Origin of the sequence: Aquabacterium sp. A7-Y, from assembly GCF_026153205.1 — a bacterium.
Taxonomy (GTDB): Bacteria; Pseudomonadota; Gammaproteobacteria; order Burkholderiales; family Burkholderiaceae_C; genus Caldimonas.
This window is the reverse complement of the sequence record NZ_JAPFBW010000011.1, coordinates 143,239-161,160: the sequence shown is the minus strand read 5'-3', so window position 1 is coordinate 161,160 and position 17,922 is coordinate 143,239. Positions and strand designations below refer to the sequence as shown.

The window sequence follows — 17,922 nt, the reverse complement described above, 5'->3', positions numbered from 1 at the left end:
CGCCGCAGCGACCGGGGTGACCGGAGCGATCCGGGCTCGCCTGACCGGCGCCCTCAGCAGGGGCCGGGCAGGTGCGAATCCAATATAGGGCTGCCGGGTGCCGGGAGCCTGCGCGCTACCCCTGTGGCCCCCCGTGATCAGGTGGAGGCCGTTGCGGCCTCAACGCATCCAGATGAAGCCGACGATGGCGAACAGCGGCAGCAGGATGGCGCCCGACCACGCCATGTAGCCGAAGAAGCTGGGCATGACGATGCCGCGCTCCTCGACGATGGCCTTGACCATCAGGTTGGGGGCGTTGCCGATGTAGGTGTTGGCGCCCATGAACACCGCGCCGGCCGAGATGGCGGCCAGCACCGGCGCCAGGGTCGTCATCAGGACTTGCGGGTCGCCGCCGGCCAGGTTGAAGAACACCAGGTAGGTCGGGGCGTTGTCGAGGAAGGACGAGAGGGCGCCGGTGATCCAGAAGTACATGCCGGGGATGGGCTGGCCCTCGGGGCTGGTGACCAGGCGCACGACCGGCGCGAAGGCGCCGTCCATCCCGGCTTTGAGCATCGCCAGCACCGGGATGATGGTCAGGAAGATGCCGGCGAAAAGTTTCGCGACCTCGGCCATCGGACCCCAGCTGAACTGGTTCTGCTCGCGCGCGGCACGCGGCGTCAGCAGCAGCGACAGCAGCGTGATGCCGACCAGGGCGCCGTCGCGCACGATCTGCGGCAGACCGACCGGCGTGCCAAGGATCTCGAAGGCCGATCCGCCCTTCCACACCCCGCTCATCAGCACCAGGCCGACCACCGCGAGCAGCAGCAGGAAGTTGACGCCGCCTTCGATGCCGATGCCCGGCGTGTCGGGCGTCGGGTCGGGCCGCGGCGCGCCTTCCTTGCGGAAGTAGTGGCTGTCGACGACATAAAAGAGGGCCAGCAGCGCGGCGACCAGGAACAGGGTCTCGGGCAGCACGGCACGCGCGGTCCAGAAGAAGTCCACGCCCTTGAGGAAACCGAGGAACAGCGGCGGATCGCCCAACGGTGTCAGGGAGCCGCCGATGTTGGAGACGATGAAGATGAAAAACACCATCACATGGGCCACGTGGCGGCGCTGGTCGTTGGCGCGGATCAGCGGGCGGATCAGCAGCATCGACGCACCGGTCGTGCCCATCACGCTGGCGAGCATGGCGCCGATCAGCATCAGGCCGGCGTTGAGCGCCGGGCTGCCGTGCAGGTTGCCGCGCACGTAGATGCCGCCGGCCACCGTGAACAGCGCCGTGAGCAGGATGATGAAGGGCAGGTACTCGGCCAGCAGCGCGTGCACCAGCCCGGCGGCGGCCGTGGCCGGCCCGAACACCAGCGCGAAGGGCAGCAGGAAGGCGAGCGCCCAGGCGGCCGAGACCTTGCCGAAATGGTGGTGCCAGAAGCCCGGCGCGAGCAGCGGCATCAGCGCGATCGAGAGCAGGATGCCGGCGAAGGGCAGACCCCACCAGGCTGCCAGGCGGCTGCCGTCGAGCTCGGCGGCGAGGGCCAGTCCGGGCCACAGCAGTCCGGCCGCCGCCAGCGCCGGCAGGCCCAGCACGCGATGTCTCATGGCTACAACTCCAGGGTCACGCAGAAGCACGCGCGACAACCGGGTGCGCGTGGATGGCGGGCGATTATAGGAAGCCACCCTGGCTGCGCCCTGAACGGCGGATGCGGTGTCAGGCGGGCTGGGGCTCCGGCACGCCGTGGCGCCGCCAGGTGTTGCGTCCTGCGGCCTTGGCCTGGTAGAGCGCCGCGTCGGCCTCCTCGGGCGCGTTCAGGCTTTTCCCCTCATTTCCGGCTTGACATCGAAGCACGCGCTGGAGCTTGACGTCGAATCGTGTCAGAGCGATGCGGCTGTATGGCGCGGTGTTACTTCAAGCGCTGGAGATAAGCCGCCATCTGCTGCGCATGTGCCTCGCTCACGCCCAGCTCGGGCATCGCGGTCTGCGGGTCGATCCGGCGCGGAAAGCGGATCCACTGCGCCAGGTTCTCGGTGGTGTTCGGCAGACGGCCGGCCAGCAGCGAGCGCTGCGCCAGGCCGTCGAGCGGCGGGCCCACCTGGGTGTCCGGGCCGACCACCCCCGGGATGGCATGGCAGCCGATACAGGCGTACTGCCTGAACAGGACGGCAGCGTCAGCCCGGGTGTCGGCGTGCGCCGGCGCCGCGGCCTGCGGCGCGGGGCACTGTTGCGCGGCGGCCGAGGTCATGGTCCCGGCATAGTCCGCCGGCGACAGGCCGGGCAGGGCGTTCAGGAAGGCCACCACCGACCACAGCTCGCGTTCGTCCATGCGGTACTGCCAGGCCGGCATGCCGCTCATCTTGATGCCGTGACGGGTGATCCAGTAGAGCTCGCGCGGCCGCCAGCGCCGCGCGGCATCGACCAGCGGGCCGGGCAGCGGCTGCAGGCTGAGGCCGATCGGTCCCGGCGCTACGCCCGGACCGCCGTGGCATTGCAGGCAGTGCTCGCGGTAGCAGGCGGCACCGCGCGCCAGCAGGGTGGCGTCGTCGAGCGGCGGCACGGGGATGTCGCGGGCGCGCGCCTGCACCGAGTAGCGCATGGCCGTCTCCAGCAGCCGGTAGACCGGGCGGGTGTGGCTGCTGGTGGCGGCGACGTCGTACCAGCCGCCGAGCAGGGCCGCGCCGGTCGTGATGGCGACGGCGCCCAGCGCGAGCAGCAGGACGAGGGCGATCTTGCGGGTGGGGCGAGCGGTGGCAGGGCGCATGGCTGCAGCGAAGCAAACCGTGAGCCGCGTCGCCGGGGGCAGGAACGTTTCTTGATCCGCGGGGACCATGCGCCTCTGCGTCTCGAACCTGCCGCCACCGACCGTGCCCCGCGCGCTGGCTGTCGCCGTGCTGCTGGTGCTGGCGGGCTGCGCTGAGCCGGAACGCGTCGATGCCCGCTATACCACCGTGCCGCAAGGCGACGCGCAGCGCGGCCTGCGCCTGCTGGCGCAGTACCAGTGCGGCAGCTGCCACCGGATCCCGGAAGCCGCGGCGGCGGTCGGCACCCTCGGGCCGCCGTTGCAGGCCTTCGGGCGGCGCAGCTATATCGCCGGCCACCTGCCCAACGGCCCGTCGACTTTGCAGCACTGGCTGCAGGATCCCCAGGCCCTCGTGCCCGGCACCGCGATGCCCGACCTGGGGGTGTCGGCCGACGACGCGCGCGACATGGCCGCCTACCTGCTGGCCTTGCGATGACGGCGGGCAGCGGCGGCGTGCGCGGCTCGGTGCTGGATCCGGCGAGTCTGCAGGCCGAGGTGCTGGCGGAGCTGAGCTGGGTCCTGATCGTCGGCGCGACGTTGGTCTTCCTGGTGACGATGGGGCTGGCCGCCTGGGCGCTGCGGCAGCGCGGCAAGCCGGCCGTCGCCTCGGCCTGGTGGATCGGGGGGGCCGGCATCGCCTTTCCGGTCGCGGTGCTGAGCGCCTTGCTGATCTACAGCACCTGGCGCACGCGGGGGCTGGAGCTGCCGCCCGACGGCGATCCGCTGGTGGTCGGCGTCACGGGCCACTTGTGGTGGTGGGAGGTGCGCTACCGGGACCCGGCCAGCGGGCGCGAGATCGCACTGGCCAACGAGTTGCACCTGCCCGCCGGGCGCCCGGTGCAGCTGGGTCTGGCCGCCGCGGACGTGATCCACAGCGTCTGGATGCCGTCGCTCGGTGGCAAGATGGACCTGGTGCCGGGCCGCCTCAACCGGCTGGTGATCACCGCGCGCGAGCCGGGCCGCTACCGCGGGCAGTGCGCCGAGTACTGCGGCGAGCAGCATGCACGCATGGCCTTGTGGGTGGTGGTGCACACCCCTGCGGACTATGAACGCTGGCTCCAGGGGCAGCTGCGGCCGGCCGGCCTGAGCTCGGACCCGCTGCTGCAGCGCGGCCGACAGGCTTTCCGGGAGCAGGGCTGCGTGGCCTGCCACACCGTGCGCGGCCACGGCGAGGGGGGCCGGCGGGGGCCGGACCTGACCCACGTCGGCAGCCGGCTCACGCTCGGCGCCGGTGTGCTGGAGATGGGCCCGGGCGCGATGGCGGCCTGGATCACGGGCGTGCAGGCGCTCAAGCCCGGCGCCCACATGGCGTCCTTCCGCCACCTCGACGCGCCCACCTTGCAGGCGCTGTCGGCCTATCTCGCGGAACTGCGATGACACAACAAGAAGACACGCCGTCCGGATCCGACCGGCCCGTCGGGCGGCTGCCCAGCCGGCTGCCGCGCCCGGCCGGCGAACTGGAGCAGCTGGAGGCGGTGTGGCGCCTGCCGCGCGGCTGGCGTTCGGTGACCGCCGTCAACAATACCTACATCGGCAAGCTCTACATCGGCACGGCGCTCCTTTTCCTGGTGCTGGCCGGCGTGCTCGGGCTGCTGATGCGGGCGCAGCTCGCGGTGCCGGAGGCGAGGCTGCTGTCAGCCACCACCTACAACCAGGTCTTCACGATGCACGGCACCGTGATGATGTTTCTGTTCGCGGTACCGGTGGTCGAGGCCATCGCGGTCTACCTGCTGCCCAACATGCTGGGGGCGCGCGACCTGCCGTTTCCGCGCCTGTCGGCGTACGCCTACTGGGCCTATGCCTTCGGTGGCCTCGCCTTCTTCTGCACGCTGTTCGTCGGGCTGGCGCCGGACGGCGGGTGGTTCATGTACCCGCCGCTCACCAGCCGGGTTTATTCACCCGGACTGAACGCCGACTTCTGGCTGCTGGGCATCGGCTTCATCGAGATCTCGGCGATCGCCGGGGCGGTCGAGCTGATCGTCGGCATCCTGATGACGCGGGCCCCCGGCATGAGCCTGGGTCGCATGCCGGTGTATGCCTGGGCGATGCTGATCGTCGGGCTGATGATCGTGTTCGCCTTCCCGGCGGTGATCGCCGGCACCGCGCTGCTGGAGATGGAGCGGGCCTTCGACTGGCCTTTTTTCGTCGCCGAGCGGGGCGGCGATCCGCTGCTGTGGCAGCACCTGTTCTGGTTTTTCGGCCATCCGGAGGTCTACATCATCTTCCTGCCGGCCGCCGGCATGGTCTCGGCCATGGTGCCGACCCTGGCCCGCACGCCCCTGGTCGGGCAACGCGCCATCGTCGCCGCGCTGCTGGCGACCGGATTTTTCAGCTTTGCGCTGTGGGCCCATCACATGTTCACCGCGGGGCTGGGCAGCCTGTCGATGAGTTTCGTCTCGGCGGCCAGCCTCGCGGTGGCGGTGCCCACCGCCATGCAGGTGTTCGCCTGGATCGCCACTTGGTGGCGCGGCCGGCCGCGCCTGAACACACCGACGCTGTTCCTGCTGGGCTTCTTGTTCACCTTCGTGCTGGGCGGCCTCACTGGTGTGATGGTCGCGGTGCTGCCCTTCGACTGGCAGGTGCACGACAGCTATTTCATCGTCGCCCACCTGCACTACGTGCTGATCGGCGGCGTGCTGTTCCCGGTGTTCGCGGCGCTGTACTACTGGCTGCCGCTGCTCAAGGGGCAGGGCTTGAGCGAGCGGCTGGGGCGCTGGGTGTTCGGGCTGGTGTTCGGGGGCTTCCACCTGGCATTTTTCCCGATGCACATTGCCGGGCTGCTGGGCATGCCGAGGCGGGTCTACACCTATGCGCCGGGCCTGGGTTGGGAGTGGCCCAACCTGCTGTCCTCGCTGGGTGCCGCGACGCTCGCGCTGGGCGTCGCGCTGCTGCTGGCGGATCTGCTGCGTGGCCTGCGCCGGCCGGCCCGGGAGCACGGCAACCCCTGGCAGGCGGCGACCCTGGAGTGGCTGCCGTCCGACACCTACGGCACCCGCAGCATCCCGCAGGTCGATTCGCGCGATCCGCTGTGGCGGCACCCCGGGCTGCCCGAGGAGGTGGTGCAGGGCGGCCATTGGCTACCGGGCACGGCGACCGGGCGGCGCGAGACCCTGGTGACCCACCCGGTCGACGCAGCACCGACACACCTCATCGTGTTGCCGGGCTACAGCTGGCTGCCGGTGCTCGCGGCCTTCGGCACGGCGGCGTTTTTCCTGCTGCTGACCGTCAAGTGGGTCGCGACCGCGCTGGCTTTCGGCGTGCTGGCCGTCGGCGGCGTGCTGGCCTGGCTGTGGCAGGGCGACCGCCTGCCGGCCGCTGCGCGTGCCGAGGTCGCCGACGGGGTCTGGCTGCCGGTCGGTGCCTGGGGGCTCCGCTCGCATTCCTGGTGGGCGACGCTGATCCTGCTGGTGGTCGACGCGACCGTGCTGGCCTCGATCGCCTTTGCGCATGTGCATGTGGCGATGCGGGGCGACGTCTGCCCGCCGCCGGGGGCGCGGCTGCCGGCGCCGCTTCCGCTGGCGCTGGCCTCGGCGGGTTTCGTGCTGAGCGGGGCGCTGCTGAGCTGGGCCGGACGGGGCCGGCGGCGGGCGACCTTGACACGCCGGCGTTGCCTGCCGGTGCTGGCGGCCGCGGCGCTCACGGCCGCAGCATTCGTGCTGTTGCTCGACGCGCATGCCGAGGCGGGCCTGGCGCCTAGCGTGCAGGCGTGGGGCGCGACGGTGGCGGCCCTGCTCAGCTACCAGGGGTTTCATGTCGCGCTGCAGGTCGTGATGGCCTGTTATCTGTGCGCCCGGATCGCGGCACGCCTGTCGACACCAAGGCAACGCGCGAGCTTCGACAACATCGAGCTGCTCTGGTGGGGCAGCGGTCTGCAGGGTGTGGTGGCGGCCGTGCTGCCGCACGTGGTCGCGGGGTGGATGGCATGAGGGGGCGGCTGCCGCGGTCCCGGCTGTTGGCCGGAGTCTGGGCCGGCGCCTTGCCGCTGGGCGTCTGGGCCGCGCACTTTTTCATCAGCTATGCCGCGGTGGCGGTGGCGTGCGACGCGCGCTGGGGCGGGGCCACCGGCTGGCTCGGACACACGCTGCTGCAGTGGAGCTTGCTGGCGGGCTGGGGGCTTGCGCTGGCAGTCCTTGCGGTCCTGCTGCGGCGCGCCTGGGGCGGCGTGAGGACCGAGGACACGAGGCTGTTGCCCGGGGTCCGGCTCGGAGCAGCGGTGCTCGCAGGCGTCGGCACGCTCTGGACCGGAATGCCCCTGCTGTGGCTGATGCCCTGCCGGTGGGCCTGAGCAAGCACCGCGCAAATGGGAAAAAAACAGGGCCGCTTGTGTGACATGGTTCTCAATATCCAAACCTTGCGCCGCTGAATCTGCACTTGCTCCCGGTTTCGGGACTTAAGGGCAAAGGCCTAAAACGTCTGCGCCGTCAGGAGTGACAGCTTTTACGGCCCGGTAGCGCGCCTATTATTGGCGCTCATAACGAGCGCGGTGAATGTCCCTTTGATAAACCGGCAGGCAGGATTCATCCGTATTTGCCGCCTCGCGTGGCTGCGGCCAGGGCTTGATCCGATTCGAATATCGGCGGCTTTGGCCGCTTTCTCATTCTGCTTGAGTGGAAGGACTGGATAATGAATCGCCCCGAAGGCTTGGAAGTTTCGGCGGCGGCGGGCGGGCAGGGAATATCTGCATTGTGTCCCGAGGCCTCGCTGCTGTTTCTCTCTTTCTCCGACGTGCCGGATGCCGTGTGCACCGGGAGTTTTGATGAAATCACCCTGAAGGAAGCATTCGGCCATTTCGACCTGCTGTCATCCTGCAATTACAAGCATTTCGCGCGCAGCGCCGCTTTCCTCGCGCACCGGCCCGAGCGGCAGGTGCGCTCGCGCCCGCTGCGCAGCGTGTTGCGTGCCCTGCGGGCATGGAGCAGCTTCGACTATGACCTGGCCACCGACATGTTCCTGGCCCACATGGAGGAATATCCGTCCGATGTGCTGGCGTTTTACATGCTGCACATGCTCGATTTCTCGACCGGCCGCACGACCCGCATGATGGAGACTTTGCACCGGGTCGAACCCCATGTCGTCGGCCTCGACCATCCGCTGGAAAGTTTTTATATGGCGATCAAGGCCTTCGTGCTGTGCGAAGTCGGTCAGCACGAGGCAAGCTATCTGGCCGCTCGGCGCGCCTGCGAATTGAACCCGGAGAATATTTACGCCATCCACGCCGCGGTCCATGTGCTGCACGAGCGTCGACAGTGGGACGAGCTGATCGACTTCCTGATCACCCAGGAAACCCTGTGGATGCCGAATGCCGGGATGAAAATGCACGTTTGCTGGCACCTCGCCGTCGCGTATTTGATGAAAGGCGACGTCGCGGAGTCGAAAGCGAAGTTTTTCCAGTTGCGCACGATGAAGAGCAGCCGCCTCGCGAAGGAAGACCTGGACGCGGTCGCTTATCTCTGGCGTTATCGGCTGCGTTATCCGCGCGATTCCGAATTCGATGCCACCTGGCGCCTGCTGTCGCGGCTGTGGACCAGTTGCATCGGCTCGTCGACGTCCTACTTCCACAGCCTGCACGCGGCGCTGTCCTTCGCCGCGGTGGGCGAGCCGCTGCTGATCGAGAAGTTGGTGGCCGAGCATGACGATGCCGGCGGCAACGAGGCGGTGCATCGCGCCGGCCGCAAGGTCCTGTCGGCCATCCACCGCTACGCCATCGGCGATGTGCGCGCCTGTGCCGATCTGCTGCACGAGTCGTCCGGCCATTGGCGGCAGATGGGTGGCTCGAATGCGCAGCGCGAACTGCTGGAGCTGACGCTGCAGGACGCGCTCGCCCGCTGCAGCCATTGAAGCCCAGGGGCCTGGGCGCCTTTCAAACGGTGTCCAGGCTCACCTTGGCGGCGGTGGCGACCCGTCGCCACTTCTGGAACTCCGACTGGATGGCGCGGCCGAACTCGGCCGGCTGGTTGCCGACCGCGATACCGCCGAGATCGGTGATGCGGGACTGGATCTCGGGTGTGGCCAAGGCGGTCGAGGCCGCCTCACGCACCGCGGCGACGAACTCGGCCGGCGCCCCGGCGGGCGCCACCAGCCCGAACCACGACGGGTCGTTGAGCGTCGGCACGCCGATCTCCTTGAAGGTCGGCACCTCGTCCAGGCCCTCGATGCGCTGCGGCCAGGAGACCGCCAGGGCCCGCAGGCGGCCGGCCTTGATATGGGGCAGCGGGCCGGGCAGGTTGTCGTAGATCACCTGCACCTGCCCGGCGATGGCTCCCTGAAGCGCCGGGCCGCCGCCGCTGTAGGGGATGTGCACCATGAAGGTCGAGGTGGCCTGCTTGAACAGCTCGCCCATCATGTGGCCCAGCGATCCGACCCCCGGCGAGCCGTAGTTCAGCATCCGGCGCGGATCCCTCGAGAGCTTGATCAATGCCTTCACGTCCTTCGCCGGGACCGACGGATGCACCGCCAGGACATTGGGCACTTGCACCAGGCAGGTGATGGGCGCGAAGCCGGTGATCGGGTCGTAGTTGCTGCGCTTGGCGACCGCCGGGCCGATCGCGTGGGTGCTGACGGTGGCGACGCCGATGGTGTTGCCGTCGGGTGCGCTGCGCGCCACCAGCTCCGCACCGAGCCGGCCGCCGGCGCCGGCCCGGTTCTCGACCACGACGGGCCGTTGCAGCAGCTCGGAGAGCCGGGGCGCGAGGAGGCGGGGAAAGATGTCGGCCGAGCCGCCGGGCGCAAAGGGAACGACGATGCGCAGCGGCCGGGCGTTGTTGGAGTGAGCGGGGGCGCCGGCGAGGGCGCTGAGGCCGGCGGCAAGCAGGATGCGACGTCTTTGCATGGCGAGGTGGAGTAGGGCGCCTGGGGGTACGGCCTCGGTCCACCCGCCCGTCTGGGGCGCAATCTTTGTTCGAGAGGGCGGCGCAGGGCAGCGCGCAAGCTCGTATGCCCGCCTGTGCAAGCCGATCTCGGCCCTCCCTGCCGGCGCAGTGTGCCCCGGTGCATCGGCTGTCGTCATTGTCAGCCTTGCCAGTTGTGCAGTCTCGTTGGGTGTGCTCTTTGGCGCCGCTTGACCGACACCTCCGGGCCAGTCCCCTCCGAATTCGCCCAGCTGTGCATAGGAACAGTGAAATTCGAACGTGTTTGTCTCTACGGTTCGGCCTTGCTGACAAGCCGGCCCGAGCCTCGAGCGGCAGCACCACCTGATCCCTGGCTGCAGCCGGGCCCGGGGCCATTCGGGCGCAAGCCCTTTTTCTTTTCATCCGGGGAGTTCGACATGGGCAAAAGGCTGGGACAGGTGCTGCTGTGCATGAGCGTGCTGGCTGCGGGTCTTCCTGGCGGCAGCATGCCGGCAGGCGCGAGTGTCACCCGGGAGGTGGTGCTCGGACAGTCGGCGTCGTTCAGTGGCAGCTGGGCGGCACAGGCGACGTCCTACCGCGACGGGGCGCTGGCCTATTTGAATTGGGTCAACAGCAACGGCGGCGTCTACGGCATGAAGATCCGGCTGATCTCGCTGGACGACGGGTACAAGGTGGACCGGGCGGTGGAGAACACGCGCAAGCTGATCGAGGAGGAAAAGGTCGACGCGCTGTTCAACTACACCTGGACCAACACGGTGCGCGCCACCATCCCGATCGCGATCCAGGCGAAGGTGCCGTACTTCGGGCCCTATACCGGCTATGACGAGCTCTACACCAGCCACTCGCCCTACGTGTTCACGACCCGCGCCAGCTTCTCCGAAGAGCTGGCCAAGATCATCGTGCACCTCAAGACCATCGGCCTGACCCGCATCGGCCTGCTGTACTACGACAGCCCCTCGGGCCGCGAGCTGCGCGCCGAGACCACCCGCATGCTGGCCGATGTCGGCCTGCGCCTGCACGCGGAGGGGAAGATGAAGCCGACCACCAAGGACGCCTCGCCCGCGGTTGCCGCGCTGCGCGAGGCCGACATGCAGGCCCTGATCCTCGGGGCGTCGGGCAGCGACGCGGTGGCCTTCATCCGTCAGTTCGAGGAAGTCCGCAAAGGCCGCACCCAGTACTACGCCCGCAGCCTCATCGGCATCAAGCAGCTGGTGGAGGAGCTGGGGCCGCTGGCCGGCGGCGTCTCGGTCAGCCAGACCGCGCCCAACCCCTTCCGCAGCCGCGCCCAGGTGGCGGTGGACTACCGCCGCCTGCTGGCGCGGCTGGACCCGCGTCTCAAGCCGGACTACATCGGCCTGGAAGGTTTCATCTCGGCCAAGGTGATGGTCGAGGCGCTCAGGAAGGCCGGTCCCCAGCCCTCGCGGCAGACCCTGGCGCGGGCGCTGACCGGCATGGGGCGGGTCGACGTGGGCGGTTATGCGGTGCGCTTCGCGCCGGGGCGGCACCATGGCTCGCACTTCGTCGAGCTCACCTTGATCGGCCGCGACGGCCGGGTGGTGGACTGACAGGGCGGCCCGCGGCGATTGGCGCGGCCTTCCCCGGGCCGGCGTCACACGGCAGCGGTAGACTCGGGCGGCATTCACCCCCACCGAGAGACCGACGCAAAGGGCGATGTCATGAAGATCGGCGAGCTGGCTCGGGCGACCGCCACATCGGCGGAGACCATCCGCTTCTACGAACGTGAAGGACTGCTGCCTGCACCGGCGCGCAGCGAAGGCAACTATCGCATCTACACCGCGGCGCATGGCGAGCGGCTGGCGTTCATCCGCCATTGCCGTTCGCTCGACATGACCTTGGACGAGATCCGTGTGCTGCTGCGTTTCAAGGACGCGCCCGGGGAAAGCTGCGGCCAGGTCAACGAACTGCTGGACCAGCACATCGGCCACGTGGCGCGGCGCATCGCCGAGCTGCGCGCCCTGCAGGGCCAGCTCAAGGCCTTGCGCACCCTGTGCCGGGAGGTGCATGCGGCCGAGGATTGCGGCATCCTGCACCGGCTCACCGAGGCGTCGCGCGAGAACCGGCGCGAGCTGCCACGCGATCACCACGTGCACGGCTCGCACCGCTGATGGCGGCGACGCCTCAGCCGCCGGCCCCGGTGTCCCTGGGCCAGGCCTGGTGGTTCTGGCTGAAGCTGGGTTTCATCAGCTTTGGCGGGCCCGCCGGCCAGATCGCCATCATGCACACCGAACTGGTCGAGCGGCGCCGCTGGGTCAGCGAGCGGCGTTTCCTGCACGCGCTCAATTACTGCATGGTGCTGCCCGGGCCGGAGGCACAGCAGCTCGCCACCTACATCGGCTGGCTGATGCACCGCAGCCTGGGCGGGTTCGTCGCCGGCGCCTTGTTCGTGCTGCCCTCGCTGCTGATCCTCATCGCGCTGTCCTGGGTGTACCTGGCCTTCGGGCAGGTGCCGGCGGTGGCCGGCGTCTTCTACGGCATCAAGCCGGCGGTGACCGCCCTGGTGCTGCATGCGGCCCACCGCATCGGCACCCGGGCGCTGCGCCACCGCTGGCTGTGGGGCATCGCGGCGGCGGCTTTTGTCGCGATCGCCGTGTTCGAACTGCCGTTCCCCGCCATCGTGCTGGCGGCCGGCGTTCTCGGGCACGTCGGGAGCCGCTGGGCACCGGACGCCTTCGCCCTGGGCGGCGGGCACGACGGCGCAGCCCAGGGCTACGGCCCCGCGCTGATCGACGACCACACGCCCACCCCGGCGCACGCCCGCTTTTCACGCCGCCGCCTGGTGGCGGTGCTGGCCACGGGGCTGGGGCTGTGGCTCGCGGCCATGGCGGCCCTGGTCGCCGCGCAGGGCCTGCAGGGCACGCTGGTGCAGATGGGCTGGTTCTTCTCGAAGGCCGCGCTGCTGACCTTCGGCGGCGCCTATGCGGTGCTGCCTTACGTCTACCAGGGGGCGGTGGAGCAGCACCAGTGGCTCTCCGGCGCGCAGATGATCGACGGGCTGGCGCTGGGCGAAACCACGCCCGGTCCGCTCATCATGGTGGTGGCTTTCGTCGGTTTTGTCGGTGGCTGGGCGCGCCAGGTGTTCGGGCCGGAGGCACTGTTCCTCGCCGGCGCGACGGCGGCGGGTGTGGTGACCTTCTTCACCTTCCTGCCGTCCTTCGTCTTCATCTTCGCCGGTGGCCCGCTCGTCGAAACCACCCACGGCAGGCTGCGCTTCACCGCTCCGCTGACGGCGATCACCGCGGCCGTCGTCGGCGTGATCCTCAACCTGGCGCTGTTTTTCGCGGCCCACGTGCTCTGGCCCGAGGGCCGGGGCGGGCGCTTCGATGCGATCTCGGCAGCGATCGCGCTGGCCGCGGCCGTGGCGCTGTTCCGCTTCAAGCTCGGTGTGGTGCCGCTGCTGGCCGCCTGTGGTGCGCTGGGCCTGGGGCTGACGCTGGCGGGTGTCGTCGGCCCCTGAGAGGAACGGCCGGCGGTATGCCATGATTTCGGCTCCATCGACCGGCAGGAGACAGCAATGAAAGTCGACAACATCCTCCAGACCATCGGCGACACCCCCCATATCCGCGTGCAGCGCCTGTTCGGCAGCGGCCACGAGGTCTGGATCAAGTCCGAGCGCGCCAACCCCGGCGGCTCGATCAAGGACCGCATTGCGCTGTCCATGATCGAGGACGCCGAGCGCTCCGGCGCGCTGCGGCCGGGCGGCACCATTATCGAGCCGACCTCGGGCAACACCGGCATCGGCCTGGCGATGGTCGCGGCCGTCAAGGGCTACAAGCTGGTGCTGGTGATGCCCGACAGCATGTCGATCGAACGCCGCCGCCTGATGCTGGCCTACGGCGCGAGCTTCGAGCTGACCCCGCGTGAGAAGGGCATGAAGGGCGCCATCGCCCGCGCCGAGGAACTGCGCGAGGTCACCCCCGGCGCCTGGATTCCGCAACAGTTCGAGAATCCCGCCAACGTGGAAGTGCACATGCGCACCACCGCGCAGGAGATCCTGCGCGATTTCCCCGAGGGCCTCGACGTGCTGGTCACCGGCGTCGGCACCGGCGGCCACATCACCGGCTGCGCGCGCGTGCTCAAGCAGGCCTGGCCGCAGCTCAAGGTCTATGCCGTCGAGCCCAGCGCTTCCCCGGTGATCTCGGGCGGCAGCCCGGCGCCGCACCCCATCCAGGGCATAGGCGCGGGTTTCATCCCCAAGAACCTGGACACCCGCCTGCTCGACGGTGTGCTGCAGGTCGAGGCCGAGCCGGCGCGCGAGATGGCGCGCCGCGCCGCACGCGAGGAAGGCCTGCTGGTGGGGATCTCCTCCGGCGCCGCGCTGGCTGCCATCGGCCAGCTGCTGCCCCAGCTGCCAGCCGGCGCGCGGGTGCTCGGCTTCAACTACGACACCGGCGAGCGCTACCTCACCGTCGAAGGTTTCCTGCCCGCCTGAGCGACGCGGGCGCCGGGCACCGGCCTTGCCTCGCCCCAGGTGCGCTCCGACGCCGACGGCCCGCTGCCCGACACCGGCAGGGCCCGCGATTCGGGTGCCGGTGCCTCCGCGGGCCACGACCGCGGCGGCAAGACCGCCTCGCGCAACGCCCAGCAGGCGCAGGGCGGCGGCCGCCGTGGCCGAGCGGCGTTGGCAGCCCGCCCCTGCGGCCGGCTCAAGGCGCCAGGGCGGGCGCCGCCTTCGCCGCCGCTTCCCGCGGCACGTCGAAGATGCGGAACGGCGGCTGGTCCGGGTAGCTGCGGCGCAGCAAGGGCATCGCGACGTTGTAGACCGGCGTGCCGTTGACCGTGCGGCCCTCGGGTGAGCCCCGGTGCGCGTGGCCGTGGAAGACGGCGTTCACCGGATAGCGGATCAGCGGGTCTTCCAAGCGGCTGGTGCCGAGGAAAGGAAAAATCTCGACCGGCTCGCCTTCGACGGTCGCGACGATGGGCGCATAGTGCAGCAGCGCCAGGCGGTGCGGCGTGCGCAGCTTGGCGAGGGCGGACTCCAGCTTCATCGCCTCCTGCATCGCCTCGTTGACGAACTGCTTGATGATGCCCTCGCCCCAGGGCCCCAGCGCGCCGCGTCCATACCCCCCCGCGAAACCTTTGGCGCCCGCGATGCCAACGCCGTGCACCTCGCAGGCTTCGCCGTCGAGCACGCGCACGCCGGCGTCGCTCAGGATGCGCTTGACCTCGTCCGGCCGGCCCGACTCGAAGTCGTGGTTGCCGAGCACGGCGACGATGGGCACCGCTGCCGCTGCCGCCAGTTCGTTGACCAGCACGTGGGCTTCCTCGGCCAGGCCGTAATCGGTGAGATCGCCGCAGAGCAGCAGCGCGTCCGCCGTTTCCGAAGCCTGGCTGAAAAACTCCCGCAGGGTGCCCGCGGACTCCTTGTGGCAGTGGATGTCGCCGACGACGGCGAAGCGGATCGTTTCTTGTTGCTTCATATCACTGGCTTCCTCGCTGTCTGGCCGGGCAGGGCACGACGCTTGCTCGTCGATGCCATCCCAAAACGTTGGCAGGCATCCATGGCTGAAGAACTCTCGATCACAGCGCCTTGCGATCTGGACCCGGAGAGCGCCTCGTTCTACCGGCAAGTCCTGGAGACCCTGAACGCCGCCGGCGTGCCCTTCCTGGTGGGAGGGGCATATGCCTTCACCTGCTACACCGGGATCGAGAGGCAAACGAAGGACCTGGACCTGTTCATCCGGCGCCGCGACTACGAAGCGGCCGAAGCGGCCCTGCAGGCCGCGGGCTGGCAGACCGAGTTGAGCTTTCCGCACTGGCTGGGCAAGGTCTACGCCGGAAGCGCCTTCGTGGACCTCATCTTCAACTCGGGCAACGGCCTGACCGAGACCGACGACGACTGGTTCCGCCATGCGTGCGACGCCGAGGTGCTGGGCGTGCCGGTCGGGCTGTGTCCGGCCGAGGAGACGATCTGGTCCAAGGCCTTCATCATGGAGCGCGAACGGCACGACGGTGCCGACGTGGCCCACCTGCTGCGGGCCCGCGCCGGCCAGCTCGACTGGCAGCGCCTGGTGGACCGTTTCGGGCGGCACTGGCGGGTGCTGCTGAGCCACATGGTGCTGTTCGGCTACATCTATCCTGCCGAGCGCCGCCTGGTGCCGGCCTGGGTGATGGACAGCCTGCTGGGGCGGCTGCGCGAGGAAATCCACGCGCCGCCGCCGGACCACAAGCTGTGCGCCGGCACCCTGCTGTCGCGCGAGCAGTACCTGCAGGACGTCGAGCAGCAGGGCTACCAGGACGGGCGCGTGTTTCCTTTCGGCAAGATGAGCGAGAACGACGTGGCCGAGTGGACCCGGGCCATTCCGGACCGCCAGAAAGCCGACTAGCGGATCAGGCGCCTACGCGGCTCAGTCCGGGAGACGGCTGAAGGACGTCACCGGTCGGTCTCCCAGCTGTGCCCTCATCTGTCGGTTCGGCCGGTCCACAGCGCGGCGCCGGAAGAGTACAACCGAGCGGTAGACGGCAACCCGCACGGGGAGGACCACGGCATGCAACTCGGCGAACTGCTCACCTCCACATCGGGTCTCGGCCCCGCCGCCGCCGCCGTGGCGGCTGCACTGTACAAGGCCGTCAAGGCCCTGCTCGAGTTCAATGACGAATACCTCCGCAAGCGGCGCTTCAAGCAGTACGCCTACCTGCTGGGTGAGGCCGAAGGCCAGGCCGAGGCGCAGGAGCTGATCCTGATGGCCAAACGCGAGGCCCTGTTCCGGGCGGTGCTCGGCAAGCCGGTGTCGCAGCGGCTGGGTGCCGCGGTGATGGCGCTTTACCGCTCCGGCCAGTTCTCCCTGGAGGAACTGCGCGCCAGCCTGCTGTACGCGACCTTGCATGAGGACGGGACGCTTGATGTCCGGCCCGGCGCGGGCGGCATGCTGGTCGTCGCGATCAGCGCTTTTTTCGTGGTGGGCATGGGGGCTTATGCGGGTGCGATGGTCTGGCTGTTGCTGGGGCAGGGCGCCTGGGACGCCAGAATGGCCGCGGTCGGGGTGTTGCTCGCTTATGGTCTGCTGGCCTGGTGGTTCGGCCGGGACGCTCGCGCGGTGATGCTTGCACGCCGCGTGCGGCGCAGGCAAGTGGCTTTGCGCCGTGCCGGTGCGCCTGGCTGAGGCCAAAGAAAAGGGCCACTGCCGTGGCCCTCGGGTGTGACCGCTCGGGGCGCTCGCCCCGGCACGTCGGTCAGAGTTCGGAGTGCAGCCGCACCGAGGTCGCCGTCGGCGACGTGCTGCCCTTCGCATAGAAGGTGTAGGTGAAGCGGTCCGCACCAGCCACGATCTCGAGCCGGTCGCCGTCCTTGTCCACCACCGTCAGCTTGCCGCTTTCCGGCATGCCGGAGACCGCATGGAAAGGCTGGTTCTGCTCCAGCGCGTAGTAGTCGCCGTCGATCTGGATGTGCCCGTTGAGGCTCAGCTGGTCGCCGTCGCCCGCGCGCACCACCCTGACCCCGTGGTGCCACTGCAGCGTGCCGGACGGCGTGGTCACGGCGAGTCCCTTGAAGACGTACTCCGAGCGCACGACCTCGCCGGCGTTGCGGTCATAGGTGAGGCTGAACGAGGCGGAGCCCGAGACGTGCTGGTCCTCGCTGCCGAAGTGCGAGAACACCATCCGCAGGCCCAGGCTGTAGACCGGACCGTCCTCGGCATAGCGGGTGACGGTAGCGGTGATGGAGCCGTTGACCGGCTCGTCGTCTTCGTTGTCCTGGCAATTCTCGGCCTGGAGGGTGATCGTCTGGCCGGAGCGCGGCGGGTTGCTGAACTGCCCGCTCATGAGGATGCGGCCGCCCCAGTCGCAGGGCACCGACACCGGTTCGCCGGCCATCGGCTGCTCGCGGTAGTTGTCGGCCAGCACACGCCGGGCGATCAACTGCGAGACGCTGCCGATCGACACCTTGCCGTCGAGGGGGCGGGCGCCGACGGCCTGCGGCACGGCGATGTTGCCGTTCTCGAAGTCCGTGGTCGCCAAGGTGGTGTCGACCGAGGCGTCGGCGCGCGACTCGTAGTTGGCCGCCGTCAGGTCACCGGTGGTCGCCGGGCCGTCGTCGCCACCACCGCCGCCGCCGCAGGCGGCCAGGGTCAGCAGGAACAAGCCGCCCACGGCGGCCGACATCGTTTTGCGGAACATGAAATCCCTCTCTATGGAAATAGTCTCGCACGGTCGTACGCCCGAGCCGCGCCGGGCGCGATGTTCCCACGAAACCAGCCGGGCGTGATATCGACCCCGCGGGAATTCACCACTTCCTGCGCTACTTGTCAGGGTGTAAGGCCTGGGCCGGCCCGTTTGCTGCCGCGCTT

At 69.5% G+C, this 17,922-nt stretch carries 16 protein-coding genes; 11 read left to right on the top strand and 5 right to left on the bottom strand.

The genetic code is table 11. The features are described 5' to 3' along the window. Positions 1-159: 159 nt before the first annotated feature. A complete protein-coding gene (locus OOT46_RS12255; RefSeq protein WP_265403889.1) occupies positions 160-1,575 on the bottom strand; it encodes a sodium:proton antiporter in 1,416 nt (471 codons plus the stop codon). 302 nt (positions 1,576-1,877) lie between these two features. Continuing rightward, on the bottom strand, positions 1,878-2,732 hold the full coding sequence (locus OOT46_RS12250; RefSeq protein WP_265403888.1) for a c-type cytochrome: 855 nt from the start codon (positions 2,730-2,732) through the stop codon (positions 1,878-1,880). A 67-nt stretch (positions 2,733-2,799) separates the two neighbouring features. Here OOT46_RS12250 and OOT46_RS12245 point away from each other — a divergent pair, with 67 nt between their 5' ends. The 5 genes from OOT46_RS12245 (at position 2,800) to OOT46_RS12225 (ending at position 8,609) form a co-directional block, all read left to right on the top strand. Beyond that, positions 2,800-3,207 (top strand): c-type cytochrome, encoded by a 408-nt coding sequence (locus OOT46_RS12245; protein WP_265403887.1) that lies wholly within the window; start codon positions 2,800-2,802, stop codon positions 3,205-3,207. Continuing rightward, positions 3,204-4,148, top strand: a complete 945-nt coding sequence (locus OOT46_RS12240) for a c-type cytochrome (protein WP_265403886.1) — start codon at positions 3,204-3,206, stop codon at positions 4,146-4,148. Before OOT46_RS12245 ends, OOT46_RS12240 begins: the two co-directional genes overlap by 4 nt. Beyond that, the gene (locus OOT46_RS12235; RefSeq protein WP_265403885.1) at positions 4,145-6,697 is read left to right on the top strand and encodes a cbb3-type cytochrome c oxidase subunit I; all 2,553 of its coding nucleotides are present in this window, start codon (positions 4,145-4,147) and stop codon (positions 6,695-6,697) included. The genes OOT46_RS12240 and OOT46_RS12235 overlap by 4 nt, the downstream gene beginning before the upstream one ends. Next, positions 6,694-7,056 (top strand): hypothetical protein, encoded by a 363-nt coding sequence (locus OOT46_RS12230; RefSeq protein ID WP_265403884.1) that lies wholly within the window; start codon positions 6,694-6,696, stop codon positions 7,054-7,056. The genes OOT46_RS12235 and OOT46_RS12230 overlap by 4 nt, the downstream gene beginning before the upstream one ends. 338 nt (positions 7,057-7,394) lie before the next feature. Next, complete coding sequence (locus tag OOT46_RS12225; RefSeq protein ID WP_265403883.1) at positions 7,395-8,609, top strand: hypothetical protein; 1,215 nt, start codon at positions 7,395-7,397, stop codon at positions 8,607-8,609. Between the two features lie 22 nt (positions 8,610-8,631). Here the strand turns inward: OOT46_RS12225 and OOT46_RS12220 are convergent, their stop codons facing one another. Next, complete coding sequence (locus tag OOT46_RS12220; protein ID WP_265403882.1) at positions 8,632-9,600, bottom strand: tripartite tricarboxylate transporter substrate-binding protein; 969 nt, start codon at positions 9,598-9,600, stop codon at positions 8,632-8,634. A 435-nt stretch (positions 9,601-10,035) separates the two neighbouring features. On the opposite strand from OOT46_RS12220, the gene OOT46_RS12215 reads away from it, so the two are divergent. The 4 genes from OOT46_RS12215 (at position 10,036) to cysK (ending at position 14,069) form a co-directional block, all read left to right on the top strand. Then, a complete protein-coding gene (locus OOT46_RS12215; RefSeq protein WP_265403881.1) occupies positions 10,036-11,184 on the top strand; it encodes an ABC transporter substrate-binding protein in 1,149 nt (382 codons plus the stop codon). A gap of 111 nt (positions 11,185-11,295) precedes the next feature. Beyond that, on the top strand, positions 11,296-11,745 hold the full coding sequence (gene cadR, locus OOT46_RS12210; protein ID WP_265403880.1) for a Cd(II)/Pb(II)-responsive transcriptional regulator: 450 nt from the start codon (positions 11,296-11,298) through the stop codon (positions 11,743-11,745). After that, positions 11,745-13,094, top strand: a complete 1,350-nt coding sequence (gene chrA, locus OOT46_RS12205; protein WP_265403879.1) for a chromate efflux transporter — start codon at positions 11,745-11,747, stop codon at positions 13,092-13,094. Before cadR ends, chrA begins: the two co-directional genes overlap by 1 nt. A 57-nt stretch (positions 13,095-13,151) precedes the next feature. Beyond that, positions 13,152-14,069: a cysteine synthase A gene (cysK, locus tag OOT46_RS12200; protein ID WP_265403878.1), complete on the top strand. Its 918-nt coding sequence runs from the start codon at positions 13,152-13,154 to the stop codon at positions 14,067-14,069. Between the two features lie 214 nt (positions 14,070-14,283). On the opposite strand, the gene OOT46_RS12195 is transcribed toward cysK, so the two are convergent. Continuing rightward, entirely contained in the window at positions 14,284-15,057 is a 774-nt protein-coding gene (locus OOT46_RS12195; protein WP_265403877.1) for a metallophosphoesterase family protein, read from the bottom strand. An 81-nt stretch (positions 15,058-15,138) separates the two neighbouring features. Here OOT46_RS12195 and OOT46_RS12190 point away from each other — a divergent pair, with 81 nt between their 5' ends. Both OOT46_RS12190 and OOT46_RS12185 read left to right on the top strand, forming a co-directional pair. After that, positions 15,139-15,963, top strand: coding sequence for a nucleotidyltransferase (locus OOT46_RS12190; protein ID WP_265403876.1), 825 nt, complete (start codon positions 15,139-15,141; stop codon positions 15,961-15,963). Between the two features lie 162 nt (positions 15,964-16,125). Beyond that, complete coding sequence (locus tag OOT46_RS12185; RefSeq protein WP_265403875.1) at positions 16,126-16,740, top strand: hypothetical protein; 615 nt, start codon at positions 16,126-16,128, stop codon at positions 16,738-16,740. Positions 16,741-16,810: 70 nt separating this feature from the next. On the opposite strand, the gene OOT46_RS12180 is transcribed toward OOT46_RS12185, so the two are convergent. Next, a complete protein-coding gene (locus OOT46_RS12180; protein WP_265403874.1) occupies positions 16,811-17,752 on the bottom strand; it encodes a hypothetical protein in 942 nt (313 codons plus the stop codon). Positions 17,753-17,922 lie beyond the last annotated feature (170 nt).

Bases quoted from the DNA above. Each gene is read 5' to 3' on its own strand.
- OOT46_RS12255 (WP_265403889.1), bottom strand. From the start codon at position 1,575: ATGAGACATCGCGTGCTGGGCCTGCCGGCGCTGGCGGCGGCCGGACTG.
- OOT46_RS12250 (WP_265403888.1), bottom strand. From the start codon at position 2,732: ATGCGCCCTGCCACCGCTCGCCCCACCCGCAAGATCGCCCTCGTCCTG.
- OOT46_RS12245 (WP_265403887.1), top strand. From the start codon at position 2,800: ATGCGCCTCTGCGTCTCGAACCTGCCGCCACCGACCGTGCCCCGCGCG.
- OOT46_RS12240 (WP_265403886.1), top strand. From the start codon at position 3,204: ATGACGGCGGGCAGCGGCGGCGTGCGCGGCTCGGTGCTGGATCCGGCG.
- OOT46_RS12235 (WP_265403885.1), top strand. From the start codon at position 4,145: ATGACACAACAAGAAGACACGCCGTCCGGATCCGACCGGCCCGTCGGG.
- OOT46_RS12230 (WP_265403884.1), top strand. From the start codon at position 6,694: ATGAGGGGGCGGCTGCCGCGGTCCCGGCTGTTGGCCGGAGTCTGGGCC.
- OOT46_RS12225 (WP_265403883.1), top strand. From the start codon at position 7,395: ATGAATCGCCCCGAAGGCTTGGAAGTTTCGGCGGCGGCGGGCGGGCAG.
- OOT46_RS12220 (WP_265403882.1), bottom strand. From the start codon at position 9,600: ATGCAAAGACGTCGCATCCTGCTTGCCGCCGGCCTCAGCGCCCTCGCC.
- OOT46_RS12215 (WP_265403881.1), top strand. From the start codon at position 10,036: ATGGGCAAAAGGCTGGGACAGGTGCTGCTGTGCATGAGCGTGCTGGCT.
- cadR (WP_265403880.1), top strand. From the start codon at position 11,296: ATGAAGATCGGCGAGCTGGCTCGGGCGACCGCCACATCGGCGGAGACC.
- chrA (WP_265403879.1), top strand. From the start codon at position 11,745: ATGGCGGCGACGCCTCAGCCGCCGGCCCCGGTGTCCCTGGGCCAGGCC.
- cysK (WP_265403878.1), top strand. From the start codon at position 13,152: ATGAAAGTCGACAACATCCTCCAGACCATCGGCGACACCCCCCATATC.
- OOT46_RS12195 (WP_265403877.1), bottom strand. From the start codon at position 15,057: ATGAAGCAACAAGAAACGATCCGCTTCGCCGTCGTCGGCGACATCCAC.
- OOT46_RS12190 (WP_265403876.1), top strand. From the start codon at position 15,139: ATGGCTGAAGAACTCTCGATCACAGCGCCTTGCGATCTGGACCCGGAG.
- OOT46_RS12185 (WP_265403875.1), top strand. From the start codon at position 16,126: ATGCAACTCGGCGAACTGCTCACCTCCACATCGGGTCTCGGCCCCGCC.
- OOT46_RS12180 (WP_265403874.1), bottom strand. From the start codon at position 17,752: ATGTTCCGCAAAACGATGTCGGCCGCCGTGGGCGGCTTGTTCCTGCTG.